Annotated in this window: 16 protein-coding genes; 8 read left to right on the top strand and 8 right to left on the bottom strand. The window is 69.9% G+C overall.

Annotated elements, in window-relative coordinates; all coding sequences use genetic code 11:
* Positions 1-44 precede the first annotated feature (44 nt).
* A complete protein-coding gene (locus GBO37_RS18225) occupies positions 45-1,412 on the top strand; it encodes a sensor histidine kinase (protein ID WP_252930324.1) in 1,368 nt (455 codons plus the stop codon).
* Positions 1,409-2,050, top strand: coding sequence for a response regulator transcription factor (locus GBO37_RS18230; RefSeq protein ID WP_252930326.1), 642 nt, complete (start codon positions 1,409-1,411; stop codon positions 2,048-2,050). Before GBO37_RS18225 ends, GBO37_RS18230 begins: the two co-directional genes overlap by 4 nt.
* 29 nt (positions 2,051-2,079) lie before the next feature.
* Here the strand turns inward: GBO37_RS18230 and GBO37_RS18235 are convergent, their stop codons facing one another.
* The 3 genes from GBO37_RS18235 to GBO37_RS18245 all read right to left on the bottom strand — a co-directional run bounded on the left by GBO37_RS18235 (position 2,080) and on the right by GBO37_RS18245 (position 7,087).
* Positions 2,080-2,682 carry a hypothetical protein gene (locus GBO37_RS18235; protein ID WP_252930328.1) on the bottom strand — a complete coding sequence of 201 codons (603 nt, stop codon included), beginning with the start codon at positions 2,680-2,682 and terminating at the stop codon, positions 2,080-2,082.
* Positions 2,683-3,163: 481 nt separating this feature from the next.
* Positions 3,164-5,500 carry a YbcC family protein gene (locus GBO37_RS18240; protein WP_371927633.1) on the bottom strand — a complete coding sequence of 779 codons (2,337 nt, stop codon included), beginning with the start codon at positions 5,498-5,500 and terminating at the stop codon, positions 3,164-3,166.
* A 54-nt stretch (positions 5,501-5,554) separates the two neighbouring features.
* Positions 5,555-7,087, bottom strand: coding sequence for a proton-conducting transporter membrane subunit (locus GBO37_RS18245; protein ID WP_252930332.1), 1,533 nt, complete (start codon positions 7,085-7,087; stop codon positions 5,555-5,557).
* A 97-nt stretch (positions 7,088-7,184) separates the two neighbouring features.
* On the opposite strand from GBO37_RS18245, the gene GBO37_RS18250 reads away from it, so the two are divergent.
* Both GBO37_RS18250 and GBO37_RS18255 read left to right on the top strand, forming a co-directional pair.
* Positions 7,185-8,066, top strand: a complete 882-nt coding sequence (locus GBO37_RS18250; RefSeq protein ID WP_252930334.1) for a LysR family transcriptional regulator — start codon at positions 7,185-7,187, stop codon at positions 8,064-8,066.
* 175 nt (positions 8,067-8,241) lie between these two features.
* Positions 8,242-9,459 carry a sensor histidine kinase gene (locus GBO37_RS18255; RefSeq protein ID WP_252930336.1) on the top strand — a complete coding sequence of 406 codons (1,218 nt, stop codon included), beginning with the start codon at positions 8,242-8,244 and terminating at the stop codon, positions 9,457-9,459.
* 261 nt (positions 9,460-9,720) lie between these two features.
* On the opposite strand, the gene GBO37_RS21490 is transcribed toward GBO37_RS18255, so the two are convergent.
* On the bottom strand, positions 9,721-10,065 hold the full coding sequence (locus GBO37_RS21490) for a TRAP transporter large permease subunit (RefSeq protein WP_371927631.1): 345 nt from the start codon (positions 10,063-10,065) through the stop codon (positions 9,721-9,723).
* 158 nt (positions 10,066-10,223) lie between these two features.
* On the opposite strand from GBO37_RS21490, the gene GBO37_RS18265 reads away from it, so the two are divergent.
* From GBO37_RS18265 to GBO37_RS18280, 4 genes are all read left to right on the top strand, one after another.
* Positions 10,224-11,945 carry a sigma-54-dependent Fis family transcriptional regulator gene (locus GBO37_RS18265; protein ID WP_045982510.1) on the top strand — a complete coding sequence of 574 codons (1,722 nt, stop codon included), beginning with the start codon at positions 10,224-10,226 and terminating at the stop codon, positions 11,943-11,945.
* Between the two features lie 140 nt (positions 11,946-12,085).
* The gene (locus tag GBO37_RS18270; RefSeq protein ID WP_252930340.1) at positions 12,086-13,885 is read left to right on the top strand and encodes an NAD(P)/FAD-dependent oxidoreductase; all 1,800 of its coding nucleotides are present in this window, start codon (positions 12,086-12,088) and stop codon (positions 13,883-13,885) included.
* Between the two features lie 52 nt (positions 13,886-13,937).
* Positions 13,938-14,708: an acetoin reductase gene (locus GBO37_RS18275; RefSeq protein WP_046001559.1), complete on the top strand. Its 771-nt coding sequence runs from the start codon at positions 13,938-13,940 to the stop codon at positions 14,706-14,708.
* Positions 14,709-14,732: 24 nt separating this feature from the next.
* Positions 14,733-15,806, top strand: coding sequence for a 2,3-butanediol dehydrogenase (locus GBO37_RS18280; RefSeq protein WP_046001560.1), 1,074 nt, complete (start codon positions 14,733-14,735; stop codon positions 15,804-15,806).
* Between the two features lie 253 nt (positions 15,807-16,059).
* Here the strand turns inward: GBO37_RS18280 and GBO37_RS18285 are convergent, their stop codons facing one another.
* The 4 genes from GBO37_RS18285 to iolD all read right to left on the bottom strand — a co-directional run bounded on the left by GBO37_RS18285 (position 16,060) and on the right by iolD (position 20,527).
* Complete coding sequence (locus GBO37_RS18285) at positions 16,060-16,887, bottom strand: TIM barrel protein (RefSeq protein ID WP_252930342.1); 828 nt, start codon at positions 16,885-16,887, stop codon at positions 16,060-16,062.
* 5 nt (positions 16,888-16,892) lie between these two features.
* Positions 16,893-17,678, bottom strand: coding sequence for a 5-deoxy-glucuronate isomerase (gene iolB, locus GBO37_RS18290; RefSeq protein WP_252930343.1), 786 nt, complete (start codon positions 17,676-17,678; stop codon positions 16,893-16,895).
* Between the two features lie 85 nt (positions 17,679-17,763).
* Positions 17,764-18,687, bottom strand: coding sequence for a myo-inosose-2 dehydratase (gene iolE, locus GBO37_RS18295; RefSeq protein ID WP_252930345.1), 924 nt, complete (start codon positions 18,685-18,687; stop codon positions 17,764-17,766).
* Between the two features lie 10 nt (positions 18,688-18,697).
* Positions 18,698-20,527 (bottom strand): 3D-(3,5/4)-trihydroxycyclohexane-1,2-dione acylhydrolase (decyclizing), encoded by a 1,830-nt coding sequence (gene iolD, locus GBO37_RS18300; RefSeq protein WP_252930357.1) that lies wholly within the window; start codon positions 20,525-20,527, stop codon positions 18,698-18,700.
* Between the last annotated feature and the right edge of the window lie 40 nt (positions 20,528-20,567).

A 20,567-nucleotide genomic window follows, 5' to 3' on the forward strand; every position in this document is an offset into this window, starting at 1 on the left:
CTGCGTCCAGTAGTCACGGCGCGGCAAACCGGCGATGGTCCGGCATGACCATTCGCGACGCGACCCCTGCATTCTGGACCAAGGCCAGCCTGGCCACGCGCTTTGCCGTCGTGGGCGGGCTGGTCCTGGCGGTGTTCATGGCGCTGGCCGCGTGGCTTCTGACGGACCGGATCCGGCAGGTGGTGGTCCGCAATACGGCGACGGCGGCGGCGCTTTACATGGACAGTTTCCTGCACCCGCTGGTCGAGGATCACGTCGCCGGAACCGCCCCGTCCCCCGCCATGCGACGCGCCCTGTCCGAGGTTCTGCCGGCGACCGAGATGGGCGGCCGCATCCTGTCCTACAAGGTCTGGACGCAGGGCGGGCTGATCATCGCGGCATCCGACCCCGACCTGATCGGCCGCACGTTCCCCCTGTCCGAGGAGCTGGCCCAGGCCTGGGCGGGACGCATCGCCGCCATCTTCGAGGATGACGCCGAAGAGGAGGACCGCGCCGAACACGCGCTTGGGATGCCGCTGTTGGAGATCTACAGCCCCATCCGCGCCGACTGGACCGGAGAGATCATCGCGGTCGCCGAACTCTATGTCGCCGATCCCGCGCTCAAGGCGGACCTGCAGGCCGCGCGTCTGACGGCGCTTGCGGGTGTGGGCGGGGGCGGGCTGTCCCTGGGGCTGGTGCTTTACGCCATCGTGCGCCAGGGCAGCCGGACCATCGACCGCCAGCGCCGCGACCTGGACCGCCGGCTGGCCGACATGCGCCGCCTGTCCGAGCGCAACGACCTGCTGCGCCTGCAGGTCCAAGAGGCCGCCGGTCGCGCCGCCGCCACGACCGAGGGCGGCCTGCGCCGGATCGGCGCCGACCTGCATGACGGGCCGGCCCAGGACCTGGCCTATGCCCGGCTGCGGCTGGATGCGCTTGCGCGCACCCCCACCCCGGCGCCGGACGAGATGGCCGCGATCCAGCAGGCGCTGGACCGCGCGATGGCCGAGATCCGCCAGATCTCCAAGGGCCTGGTCCTGCCGGAACTGGCGCATCTGCCCGCCGAGGCGATCGTGCGCCTGGCGGTCGAGGCGCATCAGGCGCGCGTTCCGGCCCCCGTCGCAGTGCAGCTTGAGACGGACGGAGCGCCGCCCCTGACGCCGGGCCTGCGCATCTGCCTTTATCGCTTTGTCCAGGAGGGGCTGAACAACGCCGCCCGCCATGCCGGCGGCGCGGATGTCGTGGTGCGCCTGCAGGGCGGGGCGGGGATGCTGCGCCTGACGGTTGCGGATGCGGGTGCGGGTCCTGCCGCGGACCACGCGCCGGGGCTGGGCCTGCAGGGATTGCGCGACAGGGTCGAATCGCTTGGCGGCCGCTTTGGACTGGAGCGGCGCTCCGGGCGCACGGAATTGTGGATGGAGGTCGAGACATGAGCGGGCATCGGGTTGTGGTGGCGGACGATCATCCGCTGTTCCGCGAAGGCGTCGCGCGCACGCTGCAGGAAAGCGGCCGCTTTGCCGTCGTGGCCACCGCCGCCTCGGGCGCCGAGGCGGTCGAGGCGGCGCGCAGCCATGCGCCGGACCTGGTGCTGCTGGACCTGTCGATGCCGCAGGGCGGGCTTTGGGCGCTGGAACGCATCGCCCTGCTGCAGCCCGCGCCGGTGATGGTCCTGCTGACCGTGTCAGAGGACGGCGACGCGGTCTTTGCCGCCCTGGAGGGGGGCGCGCGGGGCTATCTGCTGAAGGGCATCGGCGGTGCCGAACTGGTCGCCACGCTGGAACGGGTAATGCACGGCGAAAGCCACGTCGCCCCGTCGCTGGCGGCGCGGATGCTGGCGCGGATGCGCAGCCCCGTGCCCTCGTCCCGCGATGGCCTGGACCTGCTGACCCCGCGAGAGGAGGAGGTCCTGCGGCTGGTGTCCGAAGGCCTGTCCAACAAGGAGATCGCGCGGCGCACCGACGTGCAGGAACGCACGGTCAAACACCACATGACGCAGATCCTGCAGAAGCTGCACCTGCGCAACCGGACCGAGGCCGCGCTTCTGGCGCAAAAGGAATGGCGCAACGGCTAGCGTTGCGCCATTCGGTGGGGTGGCCGGGATCAGCGGCTGAACTCGGACAGACGCTGCATGTCCTCGGTCGTGGCGCGCCGTTCGACGACGGTGCGGCCCTGGGCGTCCTTCAGCTCGTATCGCCCGTTCTCCAGCTCCTCGCGCCAGCCGTCGGCATAGGAGACCTCGATCCCGCGGGCAGAGCGTTCGATCTCGGTCGGGCGCGACCCCGCGGCACCCCCGCCGACCGTGCCGCCACCCGCCGTGCCCGACGGACGGTCGTCGCGGCCACGGCCATGCCCGCCGTGATCGTCCGAATGCCCGTCATCGCGACCCTGCCCCCGGCCGCCGTGGTCGTCACCCCCACGATCATCGCCGCCGCGCCCGCCGTGGTCGTCGCCCCCGCGTCCGCCGTGATCGTCGCCACCGCGACCACCGTGGTCGTCACCGCCGCGATCATCGCCACCGCGCCCGCCACTGTCGTCACCGCCCCGGTCGCCGTCCTTGGCGAAGGCCATCGCGGATGTCAGCCGCAGGCCCGCATCCGGGTCCAGCCGGACCGATACGGGGGCGGCAATCGCCGCGCCCGCCAGCAGCAGCACCGCCAGCCGCATCCGAAAGGGGCGGTTCGTCATGTGAATGGTGGGGATCATCGTATCTCTCCGCAACGGGGGCCGTCCTGCGGCCGTTGAACACCCCTGCATGAAACCATATCCGCGATCCCTGCGGATCGTACCAAGGTCCGGTACAGGGAAACGCAAAGGTCCGTCGGAATGCCCCGACCCTTGTCCCCCGCGGCCGCCGTCCGCCCGCGCGTAGCGGCACGGGCTGTCGGACGAACCGGAGCGCAGACCTGCACTCGACCCGATGGTGCGTCGCTGAGTCTTTTTGAACTGACGCCCGGAAGGGTCATTCGCGCGCCGATCATTCCCGCCACCGGCAATGCGCACCGAAGCTGATGGCAACAGGGCAGGACAGGCCGCCGCATGATCAAACGGCGGCCCGTAGTCCATGGATCGAACGTGGAACGTCCGCCATCGCCGGTGCGGCACGCTGACCGCGGTGATCATCGCTGCGGCCGGGGGGAACAGCGTTACGCGCCGCCCTGGTTTCCGTCCGCGGCCGAGGGGACCGTCATGCGCCCTCCCTGCGCCAACCGTTCCGGGAGTGATAGCGCGCGTCGATGCGCCCGGCCTCCAGCGTCAGAAGATGCAGCCAGCCGTTGTCGAACAGCGCGGCGACCTGTGGATGGCGGGCCAAGACCGCATCGATGGCCGATGTCGGCGCGTCCAGCATCACCGTCAGCCGCAGGGGATCGTGCACGGGGCGGGTGCCGTCATGGACCGCCTGCCATGGCAGACCCGCGCGCAGCCGCCCGCCATTGCCCTCGACGACGCCGATGCCGCCGGTCACGTTGTGGATCAGCTTGTTGCCGCCGCCGAACAGGGGGGCCGCCACGGTCGAGCCGTAATATTGCAGGCTGATCCAGCTGGCCACGACGACCGGGGCCGTCAGGACCAGTTCCAGCACCTTGAAGTCGGGGTCCAGCGCCCGGTCATAGCTGTGCAGGAAGACGCGCCCGCCAAGGTCCAAGCCGCGCGTGGTGGCGCGCGGTGCGGCGATGAAGGCCGCGCAGCCGGCAAGCCCCCATTCGGGGCGTGTTTCGGCCCAATCGGTCGCGCGGGCGGCGATGGTCGCGGGCGTCGCGCCGGGCAGGCGCTCTGCCCGCTCGACCCGGGTCAGGGCGCCTGCGGCGGCCAGCCAGTCCGTCATGCGGGCCAGGTCGGGCGCGTGGCCGGCCGGGGCGTCGTCGGCAAAAAGCGTCACGCGGTCGGTCGTGGTGTCGTGCAGGGCGGCCACGAACAGCGTGTCGTCGGGCAGCGCGATGCCGTGGGCGGGCAGGGCGGCACGGGTGTCGGGATCGTTCAGCAGACCCGCCAGCACACGGGCCGAGACTTCTCCGCTGCGCCCGCCGCAGGCGCCGCAGTGATAGGCGCTTTCATGGGGATTGTTCGTCACCGACGCACCATGCCCGACCAGCAGGACGACCCGCGCCTGCCCCCCCACCAACCCCATCGCGCGCAGCACGCCGGCCGCGATTGCCCCCTTTTCGGCGGGGTCCATCGGCGCGGACAGGTGCGGTGCCGCGGTGGCAGCGGGCGTCTTGGCCCGGCCAAGCGCGCCCTGCAACAGCTTGACCCCGTATAGCGGGCCGGCTGCCTCGACGAAGGCAAAGGAGGACACGGCCGCCTGCCGGAACCGGTCCCAGGCCCGGGCGGTGCGGGCCACGATGCGGGCATGCGCCTCGGCGTCGTCGGTGGTGCGGTCGCGGGCCGACAGCGACGGGGCCAGCAGCACGGGCAGATGCGCCTCGGCCAGGTCGCTGCCCTGCGGCCGATAGGCCAGCGGCAGGCCGAAAAACCCGGCAAAGCCCAAGGTTTCGGCATCGGGGGCGACCCTTTCCAGCGCGCGCCGGAACACCTCGGACCGCACGTCGATGCAGAATACCGCCTGCAGGGCCGGACGTGCGGCGGCCGGGCGCGGTGCGGACAGTTGCGCGATCAGCCCGCGCTGATAGGCGCGTTCGGATGCCTCCTGCAGGATCGCGTCGACCACCTGGTCGGGCGACGGCTCCAGGGGCCGGGCATGGTCCCGGACGATGCCTGCCCAGCCCTCGGCCAGATCGGGGGCATGGGCCAGCAGCGCCTCCTCCCAGATCAGCCGGATCGCCAGCAGGTCGGTCAGCGTGGTGTCGGTGCCGCCCGCCTGTTCGGCCTGCCAGGACAGCCAGCGCGCGTGCTGCGCCCAGCCCCCCAGATCGACCAGCAGCCGGTGAAACGCCGTCGGGGCGGTATCGGGCGTCAGGCCCAGGCTGGCCGCGGCGCGCAGGATGGCCCGGTCGGGCGTGTCGGGCGCGGCGGCGATATGCGCGCAGAACCCCCGCAATCCGACGATTTCGGGGGTCAGGTCGTTGACCGCCCATTCCCGCCACGCTGCAAAGGCGCCCAGGCCGGGGGCGGGCGTCCACAGCGCCTGCCCCTGATCGAACCGGCCCGCGGCCCACAGCCCGATGCTGCGGGCGATGATCTGGGGCCAGTCGATGCCGTGGCGGCGTGCGGCCAGATCGGCCAGCGTCGGCAGCGCCCTGGGCGCGGGGGCCGGGGCGTTCAGGCGCAGCTTCAGCGTGGCCAGATCCACCGGCTTCAGCGGCGAGGCGCAGGCGATCAACGCCGCCGCCAGGTCGTCGTCGCTGATGCGACCGGCGGCGACCACGGCGCGGAAGTCTTCGCGCGGACGGATTGGCGACAGGCCCGCGACGCGGGTCAGCCGGGCGGCGGCCTGGGGCAGGTCGTCGTCGGTCTGGCCCAGGAACGGGCTGACGGCCACGGTCGCCGCCAGTGGAAAGGCCGGCGGGATCGCGGCCGCGGCGGCCGTCGCGGCGCCCAGCAGGCCGGCGGCGTGATCGGTCATCAGGTTGGAACGGTCAAGGAACATGAAAGCCTCCGCAGGGGACGATGTCGGGGATCAGTTGGGCCGGGCGATGCGGAATCCGCCGATCATCCGGTCGAAGAGGGCGTTGATGTACAGCCCGTTGGCCAGGTGGACGCGCAGGGCGGCCGTCGCCGGATGATGCATCCACAGCGGAAACAGGGCCTGTGCGACCGCGATCAGCCCGAACGAGACCAACACCAGCGCGATCAGTGCCCATTCCAGCGCGCCGGGGACCGGCGGCAGCGGCAGCGACGACCCCCACAGCCTGTCCGCCAGAAGGTGAAAGCCGAAATACCCCGTGGCCGTCGCAAGCGAGGCCACCGCGGTGCGCTGCGTCAGCGCGCGGGGTGCGGCATCGGCCAGGCCCTGGGCCACCAGATAGGCCGTGCCGAAGATCAGGATCGCGCCAAGGGCCAGCGCCTGCGCCGACTTGGTCCCGCCGATCGCCGAGAAGACCAGCGCGACGACCGCGTAGAGGACCAGCGCCATCCCGAAGGCGCGTGCCACCGCACCCGCGCCGGGCACCGCGACCGGGCCGGGCCGCCGGGCCGCCGCCACCGCCCGGACCGCCTGTCCCGACGCCAGGAAGGCATGGGCCTTGTACAGCGAATGGGCCACGACATGCAGCAGCGCCAGCGTCCACAGGCCCAGCCCGCATTGCAGCAGCAGGAACCCCATCTGGGCGACGGTGGACCAGGCCAGCGCCGTCTTGACCGCGCTTTGCGTCAGCATGACCATCGCGCCCAACAGTGCCGACAGGCCGCCCAGCAGGACCAGCGCCGCCATGGCGCCGGGGACCGCCTGCACCAGATCGGCGGTGCGGATCAGCAGCAGACCGCCCGCGTTGATGATCCCCGCATGCAGCAGCGCCGAGACGGGGGTCGGCGCCTCCATCACCTCGGTCAGCCAGCCCTGCACGGGAAAGGCCGCCGTCTTGAGCAGCGCGACCAGAACCAGGGCGGCCACCGCGCCCTTCGCGGCCAGGGGCAGCGGGCCGGCCGTCGCGGCCGCATTGATCGATGCCAGATCGGTCGTGCCGAACGCCACCCAGGTCAGGACCACCGCCACGACCAGCATCGCATCGCCCGCGCACCAGACCCAGGTGAACTTGGCCGCGGCGCGGCGTGCGGCCGGACGGTCCGGATAGAACAGCAGCAGGTCACGCATCGCGATGCCGATGACGCCAAGGCACAGCGCGATCAGGATCAGATCGCCCGCCATCGCCAGGACAAGCACCGCGGCCAGCGCCACCAGGATGCCGCCCTGCGCCCGTGCGGCGCGCGCCTCGCCCACCAGATAGCTGCGGCAATAGCGCAGGACGATCCAGCCTACGAAGGCGACCAGCACGGAAATTGTCGCACCGACCGCGTCCAGCCCAAGGCGGATGCCCGGCGCCAGCGTCAGCGATTGCGGCCCGGTCAGCAGAAGCTGCACCGTGCCGATCAGCGCCAGCGCCAGGGCGGCAAGGCCCGCGGCCTCGGCCAGGCGCGGAACGGATCGGGCGCGGGTCGGCACCGCGGCGGCAACAAGCAGGAGGGGTCCGAAGAATGTCAGCGGCAGGATCATGGCGCGGGCTCCGATGGAAGGGTCCCTGTCGGATAGCCTCTGGCCATGCTTCTGAAAATTACATATTCTGTGGCAAAACGTTCTGTCAGGTCGAACGATGCTGAACCTTCCTCACCTGCGCCTGTTCCGGGCCGTCGCGCTGGACGGCACGCTGACAGGCGCCGCGCGGCGGCTGAACCTGTCGCAATCGGCCCTGTCATCGCAGGTGCGCGTGCTGGAGGCGGCCCTGGGCCACGACCTGTTCGAACGGCGCGGCCGCGGCTTGGTCCTGACCGAGGCCGGCCGCATCGCGCTGGATCATGCCGAGGCGATCTTTCGGACCGCGGACGACCTGTCCGCCACCCTGCGCGAGACGGGGCGCGGTCGCCGCGCGCTGCGGATCGGGGCGCTTGCGACGCTGTCGCGGAATTTCCAGATGCAGTTCCTGCGCCCGCTGATCGGACGCCCGGATGTCGAGGTGGTGCTGCGGTCGGGGATGCAGGCCGAGCTGCTGCGCGGCTTGGAGGGCCTGGCGCTGGACGTGGTGCTGACGAACCACGCCCCGGCGCGCGATGCGGCCAGCCTGTGGCTGGTGCACCGGCTTGCCGACCAGCCCGTCGGCCTGATCGGACTGCCCCGCCTGGTGGGCAGCGGCCGGTCGCCGGACGAATTGCTGCGGTCGGAACCGCTGGTCCTGCCGGTGCCGGAAACCGCCCTGCGTGCCGATTTCGACGCGCTGATGGCCCGGTCGGGCATCGTGCCGCTGATCGCCGCCGAAGCGGACGACATGGCGATGCTGCGTCTTCTGGCGCGCGACGGTGCCGGTCTGGCCGTGATCCCGCCCATCGTCGTGCGGGACGAGTTGCAGGCCGGCACCCTGATCGAGGCCGCGCAGCTGGGAGGCATCAGCGAGACGTTCTATGCCGTGACGCTGCAGCGCCGCTTTCCCAACCCGCTGCTGGCAGAGGTCCTGACCGGACAGGACGCGCCGGGGTCCTGAGGCGTCCAGCGACCGGGCCGGGGACGATCGGATGCAGCCATTTGGGCGGGAGGGTGTTATGCCTTGATGCGTTGCACCGGCGGGGCAGGGCCATCAGCCCGCATGACCGCCCTGTTCACCGCATGCGCTGCCGGACCGTTCAGCAGATCGGGCCGGAACAGAGAGAGGGAACGCCATGGACGAGGACCATCGGAACTCCCGGGCCGCCGCGCCTGCCAAATGCGGCGATGTCGCCGAGGAGTTGGCCTATCGCCTGCGCCAGCAGAAGCTGACGGCCGCCTTTGGGGAATACGCGCTGCGCGCCCGTGACGTGACCGACATGCTGCAGGAGGCGTCGCGCGTCTGCGCGCTTGGCCTGAACAGCCAGTTCTGCAAGGTGATGGAATACCTGCCTGCCGAGGGCCGCTTTCTGGTCAAGTCCGGAGTCGGCTGGAGGGACGGGGTCGTGGGGCATGCCCGCGTCGGTGCCGACGCGGAAAGCCCGACGGGCTATGCCTTTCAGACCGGAGAGCCGGTCATCTCGAACCACCTGTCCAAGGAAACGCGGTTCCGCACGCCCAGCCTGCTGGCGGAACACGGCATCCGGCGCGCGATCAACGTGCTGATCCAGGGCGACGGCGACCGGTACGGCGTTCTGGAGGTGGACAGCCCGAACGAGGGGTGGTTCAGCCCGGCCGACCTGGCCTTCCTGCAGGGTTTCGCCAACCTGATCGGGGTGGCGCTGGAACGGCACCGGGTCGAGGAGGCGCTGCGCGCCAGCGAAGTCCGGCTGCAGGACGCCCTGACCCATCAGGAGATCCTGACCCGAGAGATCAGCCACCGCGTCAAGAACAGCCTTGCGATGGTCGCGGGCCTGCTTGGCATGCAGCGTCACGCGATCTCGGACCCGGGGCTGGCGCGGGTTCTGGACGACGCCCAGGGACGCGTCATGACCATCGCGCAGGTGCACGACCAACTGTGGCGCGCGAACGAGGTCCACATGGTCGACCTTGCCCCGTTCGTGGGCGCGCTGTGCACTCAGCTGCGCGAGGCGGCCGGGCCGGGGCTGTCCCTGGAATGCGACTTTGCGCCGGTCAAGCTGGTCACCGACCAGGCGATCCCGTTGGCCCTGCTGGCGAACGAGCTGGTAACGAATGCGTTCAAATATGCCTATTCCAAGGGTGGTGGGTCCGTTCAGGTCACCATCCGCGTCATCGATCCGGGTCAGCTGCGGCTGACGGTCTGCGACCGGGGCCGGGGCCTGCCGGCCGGTTTCGACGCGGCCGAGGCCAGCAGCCTGGGCATGACGCTGATCGCGGGAATGGCGCGCCAGCTGCGCGGCCGGTCCGAATGGCGGGACGCGCAGCCGGGCACGTGCTATGTCCTGGACTTCGCCGCGCAGCAGGACGCCTAAGGGGGCTGGCGGTCGAGTTGGTGCAGCCGGTCATCGGTCACCCTGCGGGTGATCGGTCGGTCAGGTCCTGGGCTGGGGCGGCGGCACCATTTTCGCTTTGGAAGACGGGTACCCAGGCAGATAGTTGACCATCGCCAGCACCGTTAAAAGCGGGAGACGCGACAGCACACGTGCGTGAACGGCAGTATCCCCTAGACGCAGACAACGCTGGCTTCGACAAGCAGGCCGATTTGGTGGTCGTGGACATGTCGTAATCGAATATCACGATGATGCTGCGGTCCAAGGCGTCTTGGCTGACCTTCTGCGCGGTGAACTGTAGGATGGAGGAAGGATCAGGATCGCCGGTTCTGTGTCCTTGAAGCAGCCGACGAGCAGCAGCACGCAGATGATCAACGGGGCCATAATCGCATCCTTGAAGATGGCGAGGATGTTCGAGGTCGCTGACGTCGGGATCCCCATGACCGCCATCGCGAAGCTGCAGGCCGCCGACGCCGGCAGCAGCGTAATGGCTGCGGTCAACTTGACTGTCCTGTTCAGGACGCCGGGCAGGGCATGGAGAGACACGTGACTTGTGTCACAGGGGTCTTGATTGGATCGACATTCCACATGGATGCATCCGTCGGAGGTTAGGCAGTCGGTTCGACCGCAACCGCAGCCTAGGACAGGATCGTCCGGCGGCAGTCGCGCGCCTGTCTTAGGTCGTATGGACAGCGCGGCCGTGCTGTGCGTTGATCGGGAGGGCTGCCGCAAGGCGAGGGAGGGCCATGCGCGACATCGACCATGTCGACGAGATCGACCGCGTGCTGCAGGGACAGGCGACCGGGCGCGACAGCGTCGTGCAGGCCAGCTGGCGACGCTGCATCGAACGTTACGGCCTGGACCCGTCCAAGCCCTCTCCGGCGCATATCGTCACCGAGACGGAGCTGCGCAGCCATCGCGAACAGTCCGAACGCCTGATCGCCATCGCACGGTCGGGACTGGGCGCGCTGTTCCGGCAGGTGGCGGGGCAGAACTATGTCCTGCTGCTGGCCGATGCCAAGGGCGTGACGGTGGACTTCTTCGGCGACACGCGGTTCCAGGACGACCTGCGCGCGGCGGGCCTGTACCTGGGGTCGGACTGGTCCGAGCATCTGGCCGGAACCTGCGGCGTCGGGGCCTGCCTTTATACCGGCGAGGCGGTGACGATCCATCAAAGCGACCATTTCGACCTGCATCACACGCCGCTGTCCTGCACGGCGGCGCCGATCTTCGACACCTCGGGTCAGCTGGCGGCGGTGCTGGACGTGTCGCTGCTGCGGTCGCCCCAGCCCAAGGCCAGCCAGAACCTGGCGATGAACCTGGTGCGCACCTCGGCCCGGCGGGTCGAGATGGCGAACCTGATGGCGATGACGCGCAGCGATTGGGTGCTGCGCCTGTCCTCCAGCCCGGAATTCCTGGAGGTGGACCCCGAGGCCGCGATCGCGTTGGACGGGGCGGGGCGGATCATCGGCCTGACCCATGCGGCCCAGGCCGCGCTGTCGCCGGGAACCGCGCTGCTGGGCCAGCGGCTGGACCAGGTGACCGACCTGTCGGTGGACGACCTGCCCGACCTGATGCGCGGCCGCCCGACCGAGGATCGGGTGATCCGCCTGCGCGACGGCCGGGCGCTGTTCGGTCATGCCATCGCGCCCCAAGCTGCCCGCAAGCCGCGCGGCCAGCCGCTGCTGCCCGGCGGGCTGTCCAGCCTTGCCGGTCCCGACCCCGCGATGCAGGCGCTGCTGGAACGTGCCGCGCGCCTGGCGGACAGCGCGGTGCCGCTGCTGATCCGCGGCGAGACCGGCACAGGCAAGGAGCGGCTGGCCCGCGCCATCCACATGTGCCGAAGGGATGCCGCGCCCTTTCACGTCTTCGACTGTGCGGGCTGCGGACAGGGGCAGGCGCCGCTGCCCGCGGACGGGCAAGGCACGCTGTTCCTCAAGGGGGTCGAGGATCTGGACACGGCCGCGCAGGCGGTGCTGCTGCGGTCGCTGGCCGGGTGCAAGCTGCGCGTGATCGCCACGACGCGCTGCGATCTGGGCCAGCACGTGCGCGACGGGCGGTTCCGGGCGGACCTGTTCTTCCGCATTGCGGGGGCCGCGCTGGACCTGCCGCCGCTGCATCTGCGCCAGGATCTGGACTGGCTGCTGGACCGCCTGCTGCGCGCGGCATCCGCCGACGGGCTGCGGCTGTCGGCGCGGGCGCGGGCCGACCTCAAGGCGCGGCGCTGGCCCGGCAACCTGCGCGAGCTGGCGTCCACCCTTCAGGCCGCGGCCCTGCTGGCCGAGGGGCGGGTGATCGACAGCCACGATCTGCCGCCGCCGCTGCTGGAGGCCGCGGCACCCGCCGGGGTGCCGGAGGATGACCTGCAGCAGGTGCTGGCGGCCTGCGGGGGGAACATGGCGCTGGCGGCGCGCAGGCTGGGGGTCAACCGGTCCACGGTCCTGCGCCGGTTGCGCGCCCTAGGGTGATGTTGCGCGCGCGTTGCGCACGCAACGGTGTTGCGCCGCGGCATGCGATTGCCGCGCCGCGGCGGTCGATTTTGCTGTGCGCGACCGGGTGACGGCCTGCACCCTCCGCTTCGGGAGACCGATTTGAGGGAGGAACCATCATGCTGGACACCACAGCCGAACAGCGCGCGCAGGCGGTGCTGGACGATCTGGGCCAGGCGCTGGAGTCGGGCGACATCGACCGCGCCAAGGCGCTGTTCGCAACCGATTGCCACTGGCGCGACCTGGTCAGCTTTACCTGGAACATCCGCACGCTGGAGGGGCCGGACCAGGTGGCCGACATGCTGCGGGCGCAACTGGGCCACATCGCACCGACCGGCTGGCGGGTCGATCCCGCCGAGCCCGTCGGAGAGGAGGACGGCGTCGTCACCGCCTGGTTCACCTTCGAGACGAAGGTGGGCCGCGGCTATGGCCTGGTCCGCCTGCGCGACGGGCGCATCTGGACGCTGCTGACCGCCCTGCAGGAGCTGAAGGGCCATGAGGAGGCCAAGGGCCCGTCCCGCCCGATGGGCGCCAAGCACGGCGCCGGCAAGAACCGCCCCAGCTGGCGCGAGGAGCGCGAGGCCGAGGCGGCCGAGCTGGGATATTCGCGCCAGCCCCACACGCTGATCATCGGCGGTGGGCAGGGGGGCATCGCGCTTGGCGCGCGGCTGCGGCATCTGGGTGTGCCCGCGATCATCATCGACACCAACGACCGGCCCGGCGACAGCTGGCGGCGCCGCTATAAATCGCTGTGCCTGCACGACCCGGTCTGGTACGACCATCTGCCCTATCTGAAGTTCCCCGACACCTGGCCCGTCTTTGCCCCCAAGGACAAGATCGGCGACTGGCTGGAGATGTACACGCGGGTGATGGAGCTGAACTACTGGACCCGCAGCACCTGCAAGTCGGCCCGCTATGACGAGGCAAAGGGCGAATGGACGGTGGTGGTGGACCGCGACGGGGAACAGGTCACCCTGCACCCGAAGGAGCTGGTCCTGGCCACCGGCATGTCGGGCAAGGCGAACGTCCCGAACTTTCCCGGCATGGACCGCTTCAAGGGCGAGCAGCACCATTCGTCCAAGCATCCCGGCCCCGATGCCTATGCCGGCAAGAAGGTCGTGATCGTGGGGTCGAACAATTCGGCCCATGACATCGCCGCTGCGCTTTGGGAACATGACGCCGATGTCACGATGATCCAGCGATCCTCGACCCATATCGTGAAATCCGACAGCCTGATGGAGATCGGTCTGGGCGCGCTTTACTCCGAGGAGGCCGTTGCGGGCGGCATGACGACGGAAAAGGCCGACCTGATCTTTGCGTCGCTGCCCTACAGGATCATGCACCAGTGGCAGATCCCGCTGTACAACCAGATCCGCGAACGCGACGCCGATTTCTATGCGGGGCTGGAAAAGGCGGGGTTCAAGCTGGACTTCGGCGACGATGACAGCGGCCTGTTCATGAAGTACCTGCGCCGTGGATCGGGATACTATATCGACGTGGGCGCCAGCCAGCTGATCATCGATGGCAAGATCAAGCTGGCCCACGGCCAATTGGTCGAGATCACCGAGAACGGCGTCCTGCTGGACACCGGAGAGGAGCTGCCCGCCGACCTGATCGTCTATGCGACCGGATACGGGTCGATGAACGGGTGGGCCGCAGACCTGATCGGGCAGGACGTGGCCGATAAGGTGGGCAAGGTCTGGGGCCTGGGCTCGGGCACCACCAAGGACCCCGGTCCCTGGGAGGGCGAACAGCGCAACATGTGGAAGCCGACCCAGCAGCCCGGGCTGTGGTTCCATGGCGGCAACCTGCACCAGTCGCGGCATTACTCGCTGTACCTGGCCCTGCAGCTGAAGGCGCGGGCCGAGGGGATCGAGACCCCCGTCCACGGGCTGCAGCAGGTGCATCACCTGTCCTGACCTGCGTCGGCCCGGCACCCCACCGGGCCGCCTTTTCCCAAGGAGAGATATCATGACCACCGACAACAGGGTGGCGCTGGTCACCGGCGCCGCCAGAGGGATCGGGCTGGCCATCGCACAGCGCCTGTCGCGCGACGGGCTGGCCGTGGCGCTGGCCGATCTGGACCAGGACGCGCTGGACCGTGCCGCAGCCACCATCGACGGCCCCGTGGCGACGATCCGACTGGATGTGACCGACCGCGCCGCCGTCATCGACGCCGTCGCCCGCACCGAGGCCGATCTGGGCGGGTTCGACGTGATGATCAACAATGCGGGCATCGCGCAGGTCCAGCCCATCGCCGACATCACCGAGGCCGAGATGGACCGCATCCACGCCGTCAACGTCAAGGGCGTCCTGTGGGGCATCCAGGCCGCCGCCGCGCAGTTCAAGGCCAAGGGGCGGACGGGCAAGATCGTCTCGGCTGCCTCCATCGCGGCGCACGAGGGCTATGCCATGCTGGGCGCCTATTGCGGGACGAAGTTCGCGGTCCGTGCCCTGACCCAGGTGGCGGCCAAGGAGTTCGCGGCCCAGGGCATCACCGTGAACGCCTATTGCCCCGGCGTCGTGGGCACCGACATGTGGACCCAGATCGACGCCCGCTTTGCCGAGGTCACCGGCGCCAAGGTCGGCGAGACCTTCGACGCCTTCGTGGGCGGCATCGCCCTGGGCCGGTCGCAGACCGCCGAGGACGTGGCCCGCCTGGTATCCTATCTGGCCAGCCCCGACAGCGACTACATGACCGGCCAATGCGTCATCATGGACGGCGGCCTGGTCTATCGCTGATCCCCTTTCCCAACGGAGCATCCCATGAAAGCCCTGCGTTTCCACGCCGCCCGCGACCTGCGCATCGAGGAGATCGACGCCCCCGCCGACCCCGCCGCGGGTCAGGTCCTGATCCGCAACACCTTCTGCGGAATCTGCGGCACCGACCTGCACGAATACGCCTATGGCCCGATCTTCGTCCCTAAAGAGCCACATGCCTTCACCGGCGCCCACGGCCCGCAGGTGCTGGGCCACGAATTCGGCGGCGTGGTCGAGGCCGTGGGTGCGGGCGTCACCCACGTGGCCCCCGGCGACCGCGTGTCCGTCCAGCCGCTGATCATGCCCCGGTCGGGCGATTACTATGCCGATCGTGGGCTGTTCCACCTGTCCGACCAGCTGGCCCTGGCGGGTCTGTCCTGGCATTCGGGCGGCATGGCGGAACGCGCACTGCTGAACGACTACAACGTCGTCAGGATCCCCGACGATCTGCCCGACGAGGCCGTGGCCCTGATCGAGCCCGCGGCCGTCGCGGTCTATGCCTGCGACCGGGGCGGGGTCTTTGCCGGGTCTTCCGTTCTGGTGACGGGGGCGGGGCCCATCGGTGTGCTGACGCTGATGGCCGCGCGGGCGGCGGGCGCCGTGCGGCTGTTCGTCTCCGATCCGAACGAGACGCGGCTGGCGCTGGTGCGCGACCTGCTGCCCGACGTGGTCACGCTGAACCCGACCAAGGCGTCGGTCGGCGACGCGGTCCGCGCGGCGACCGAGGGCGGCGTGGGCTGTGACGTGGCGATCGAATGCGTGGGCAACGAACATGCACTGAAGGCCTGCCTGGACGCGGTGCGCAAGCAGGGGGTGGTCGTGCAGACCGGCCTGCATCCGCATGACAACCCGCTGGACTGGTTCGCGGTCACCTTCAAGGATGTCGACCTGCGGGGCAGCTGGGCCTATCCCACGCATTACTGGCCACGCGTGGCGGGCATGATCGCGTCCGGCGCGCTTCCCGCCGCCAAGGTGGTGACACGGCGGATCGGCCTGGACGAGGCGATCACCGAAGGGTTCGACCGGCTTCTGGACCCGGCCGGCACGCAGCTGAAGATCCTGATCGACCTGTCGCGCTGATCCGACCCGGACGCGCTGTCGTCCATCCACGGGGCCCGCGCCTGCGGGCCTTGCCAACCGGCGCCAAGGGCAGGGCGCTGTCCAAGCGAATTGGCGTGCTATCGCTCAAGGACCTGTGCGTGGCCCCAAGTCCGCTAATCACGCCGATCGGATCGGACGTCACGGTCCGCTGGCTTCGCTAGACGAGGAGGTGCAGACCGCCGGCCTAAGGGCAAGCCGGCGCGTCCCCAACCAGGTTCGATCCCGACGATCGTCAGGCCAGGGATACGGCGGGTGCGGGCGTGAACGCGCTGACAAAGGCCGCGACGGCGGCATCGCTGTCGCCTTGCGCGAACGCCTCCATCCCGACGGGCCCGTCATAGCCCATTCGCACCAGCGCGGTCGCGATCGCGGCAAAGCTGATCTCTCCGGTGCCGGGTTCGAAGCGGCCCGGATTGTCGGCGACTTGGATCTCTCCGATCCAGGGCAGGCAGCGTTCGCACCAGCGGATCAGGTCGCCCTCTCCGATTTGGGTGTGATACAGGTCCAGGTTGATGCGCAGCTGGGGCCGGTCGATGGACGAGACCAGCGCAAGCACGTCGCCCGTCGATGCGAACGGGCAGCCCGGATGGTCGCGCTGGTTCAGGTTCTCCAGCGTGAAGACGACGCCCTCCCGTTCGGCCAGATCGCAGATGCGGTTCAACGTGTCGCGCGCCTGCAGCCACATCGCGCCGCTGACGACCTCGTGCCGGGACAGGGGGATGCCGTGATCGCCCAGGCCCGTCCCGTGCAGGTTCAGCCGCGCCACGCCAAGCCGCTTGCCGACCTCTATCGCCTCCCCGGCCGATGCCAGCAGCATCGTTGCCCCTTCGGCATCCGCAAGACGGCCGCGCAGATAGCCGTTCATGATGGTATAGCGCGCCCCGACCCCGGCCAGCTTGTCCAGGTCGTGGCTGTCCCAGTTCCACAGACCGACGCCCAGCCCCATCTCTGTCAGGCGTGCGGCGCGCCATTCCATGGGCCGGTCCGGCCACAGCATCTCGGCACAGGCAGCCAGTTGAAAGGGGCGGGGGCGCGGATCAACGCTGCGGGGGGCGGTCATCCGACCTACTCCATTTCGGGGGCGGAGACGAAACGCCAGTTGCGGCGGGGCCCGGCCATGACATTCAGGTAATACAGCTCGAACCCGTGGGGGGCGCCGCAGGGATGGTGGCCGCGGGGGACCAGGACGACGTCATGGTCGCGCACCGCCATCACCTCGTCCAGGCTGCCGTCGTCGGTATAGACCCGCTGCACCGCCCAGCCCTGGGCGGGCTTCAGGCGGTGGTAATAGGTCTCCTCCAGATAGGTGATGCGGGGGAAATCGTCCTCGTCGTGACGGTGGCTGGGATAGGACGACCAGTTGCCGGCGGGGGTGAAGACCTCGGTGACCAGCAGGCTGTCGCACCAGTCCTCGGCCTCCATGGCGATGTTGTTGATCCAGCGGGTGTTGCTGCCCTCGCCGCGCTGCGTCAGCGTGATGCCGTCCGGCCCGATCCGCCGTGCCGCGTGTCCGCCATGACCGGGCGCGGAACAGACCGCGATGACGCAGTCGGTCACCGCCTCGGCCGTCCAGTCTTGTCCGTTCGGGACATAAAGGCAATGCGGCGGCATCCTCTCGAAGACATCCATCCGGTCGCCCAGGACGCCCCAGTCCTGCCCCGCGGCCCGAACGGACGCGCGGCCCTCGACCATTACCAGGATCACCTCGCGCGCCTGCGTCGCCTCCGCCACACGCTCTCCGGCACGCAGACGGTGCAGGGCAAAGCCGACATAGCGCCACCCGGCGCTCTCCGGCGTGATGCGATGTACCTCGCTATGCGTCCCGAACGGCCGCCTCAACAGGTCCGCCATCTATGCCTCCTTCTGCATCCGCATCCGCTTCTTCTTTGTCCAAAAACCCCGGGGGAATCCCGGAACGGGATGGGGGCCGGCCCCCTCAGCCGCGACCCGCGGCGCTGTCGCCCCGGTCCAGCCCGGCCTCCGCCGCTGCCGCCCGCAGCGCCCTCAGCCCCATCGCCTGATAGTGCAGCGGGTCGCGCTGGACGGGGTCCTGCTCGGCCTCGATCACCAGCCAGCCGTCGTAATCCGCCTCGGCCAGGATGCGCAGCAATGGCACAAAATCGATCGCCCCCTCGGGGTCGCCCGGCACGGTGAAGGCCCCCGCCATCACCGCCTGCAGAAAGGACAGCCCTTCCGCCCGCACGTGCTCGGTCACCGGGCGGCGGATGTTCTTGGCGTGGAAATGCGCGACGCGGGCGGCGTGACGGCGCAGCACCGCCTCGGGGTCGCCACCGCCGAAGGTGCAGTGGCCGGCATCGAACAAAAGGTGCGTCGCGGGACCGGTCGCGGCCATGATGGCGTCGATCTCCTCCGGGCTCTCGACCACGGTGCCCATGTGATGGTGATAGGCCAGCGTGACGCCCTCGCCGGCCAGATAGGCGGCAAAGGCCTCGATCCGTGCGCCGAACGCCGCCATCTCCTCGGCACTCAGTCGGGGGCGGTCGTTCACCGCGACATCGGCGCGTCCATGCACCGTGTTCGAGCATTCGCAGACGATGCAGACGCGGCAGCCGTTCGCCTTCAGCTTGGCCAGATGCGGCTGGACGGCGGCGATCTCGTCCTCGACCGAACGCGTCAGCAGTTCGGTCGAATACCACCCCGAGATAAAGCGCAGCCCGTATTCCGCCAGCAGCGATTTCAGCGCCTGCGGATCGTCCGGCCAGCGGTGACCGTTCTCGATCCCGTCAAAGCCGATCTCGGGGCCCGCCTGGCGCAGGATCTGCTCGGTCGGGATATGGGCGCCGATGGACGTGTCGTCGTCATTCGCCCAGGCAATGGGGTTGGTGCCATAGAGGATCATGGTCCTGCCTTCAGTTGATCGTGGCCTGATGCGCGATCTGTTCCAGATAGCGCGCATAGGCCTGCTTCAGCGTCTCCGTGCCCCCGACCGCCGGGACCGCCACGTCCCAGAACTGGCCCGCGCCCTCCAGCCCGTCGCCAGGGCCGGGCCGGGCGGTGGTCTCGATGACGATGACGGTGGGAATGTCGCGACCGCGCGCGGCCGCGATCTGATCCTGCAGATCGGCCAGATCGCGCGCCCTGACCGCATGGGCCCCCATGCTGGCCGCATGGGCGACATAGTCGATTTGCGGCTGCGCCTCGACCCGGCAATCGGCGTACAGGTTGTTGAACGCCGCCCCGCCCGTATGCGCCTGCAGGCGGTTGATGCAGCCATAGCCGCGGTTGTCGGTCAGGATCACCGTGAAGGGCACGCGCCGCATGACCGCCGTGGCCAACTCGCTGTTGGCCATCATGTAGCTGCCGTCGCCGACGAAACACAGCACCTCGCGTGCGGGGCGGGCCAGCTTCAGGCCCATCGCCCCGGCGATCTCGTAGCCCATGCAGGAATAGCCGTATTCCATGTGATACCCGTGGCGGCTGGCCTGCCACAGCAGCTTCAGCGCGCCGGGCATGGTGCCGGCGGCGCACATGGCGATGCCGTCGGGCGCGGCCGCCTGCACGGCGCCGATTACCTGCGCGTCGGTCGGCAGCCCGTCGGCCGGCCTGCCGCAATGGGCATCGACCGCCGCCAGCCACCCGGCACGCGCCTGCGGATCGGCGGCATCAAAGCGCAGATCGCCCAGCTCGGCCGACAGCGCCTGCAGCGCCACGCGCGCATCGGCCACCAGACCGACCCCGCCCTGCTTGGCCGCGTCATGGGCCGCGACATTGATCCCCAGCAGCCGCGCCTGCGGGAACAGGGTGCGCGAACCCGTGGTGAAATCCTGCAGGCGCGTGCCCACCGCGACGACCAGGTCCGCGGCGCGGAGGGCCGCATTCGCCGCGGCCGAGCCGTCGACCCCGGCGGCACCGAAATTCATCGGGTGATCCTGCGCCAGGGCCGACTTGCCGGCCTGCGTCTCGACCACCGGGATGTTGAACCGGGTGGCAAAGGCGTCCAGCGCATCCTCGGCGCCGGAATAGATCACGCCGCCGCCGCAGATCACCACCGGTGCCTCGGCCGCACGGATCATCGCCGCCGCATCGGCAAGCTCGGCCGCGTCGGGCGCGGGGCGCCGGATGCGCCAGACGCGGGGCGCAAAGAACGCCTCGGGCCAGTCATGGGCCTCGGCCTGCACGTCCTGGCAGAAGGCCAGGCAGACCGGGCCGCAGTCGACCGGATCAGTCATCACCTGCAGTGCGCGGGGCAGGGCGGTCAGCAGGTGCTCGGGCCGGGTGATGCGGTCGAAATAGCGCACGACCGAGCGAAAGCAGTCATTCGCGCTGATCGTGCCGTCGCCGAAATCCTCGACCTGCTGCAGCACCGGGTCGGGGCGGCGCGAGGCATAGACGTCGCCCGGGATCAGCAGCAGCGGCAGGCGGTTCACATGCGCCAGGGCCGCAGCGGTCACCATGTTCGTCGCCCCCGGCCCGATCGAGGCCGTCACCGCCTGCGCCCGCCGGCGGGCATGGCCCTTGGCAAAGGCGATGGCGGCATGGGCCATGGTCTGTTCGTTCTGGCCGCGCCAGGTCGGAAGATCGTCGCCGATCCCGTGCAGCGCCTCACCCAAGCCGGCCACGTTGCCATGCCCGAAGATCGCCCAGACACCGTCGATGAACCGCTCTCCGTCCTCGGTCATCTGCACCGAAAGCCAGCGCACCATCGCCTGCGCCGCCGTCAATCGAACCGTCTGCTGCATCCGCCCGCCCTTGCCTTCCTTGTTGTCCAACGCCGCCGCG

This window comes from Paracoccus sp. 08, from assembly GCF_024105395.1.
GTDB classification, from domain to species: domain Bacteria; phylum Pseudomonadota; class Alphaproteobacteria; order Rhodobacterales; family Rhodobacteraceae; genus Paracoccus; species Paracoccus marcusii.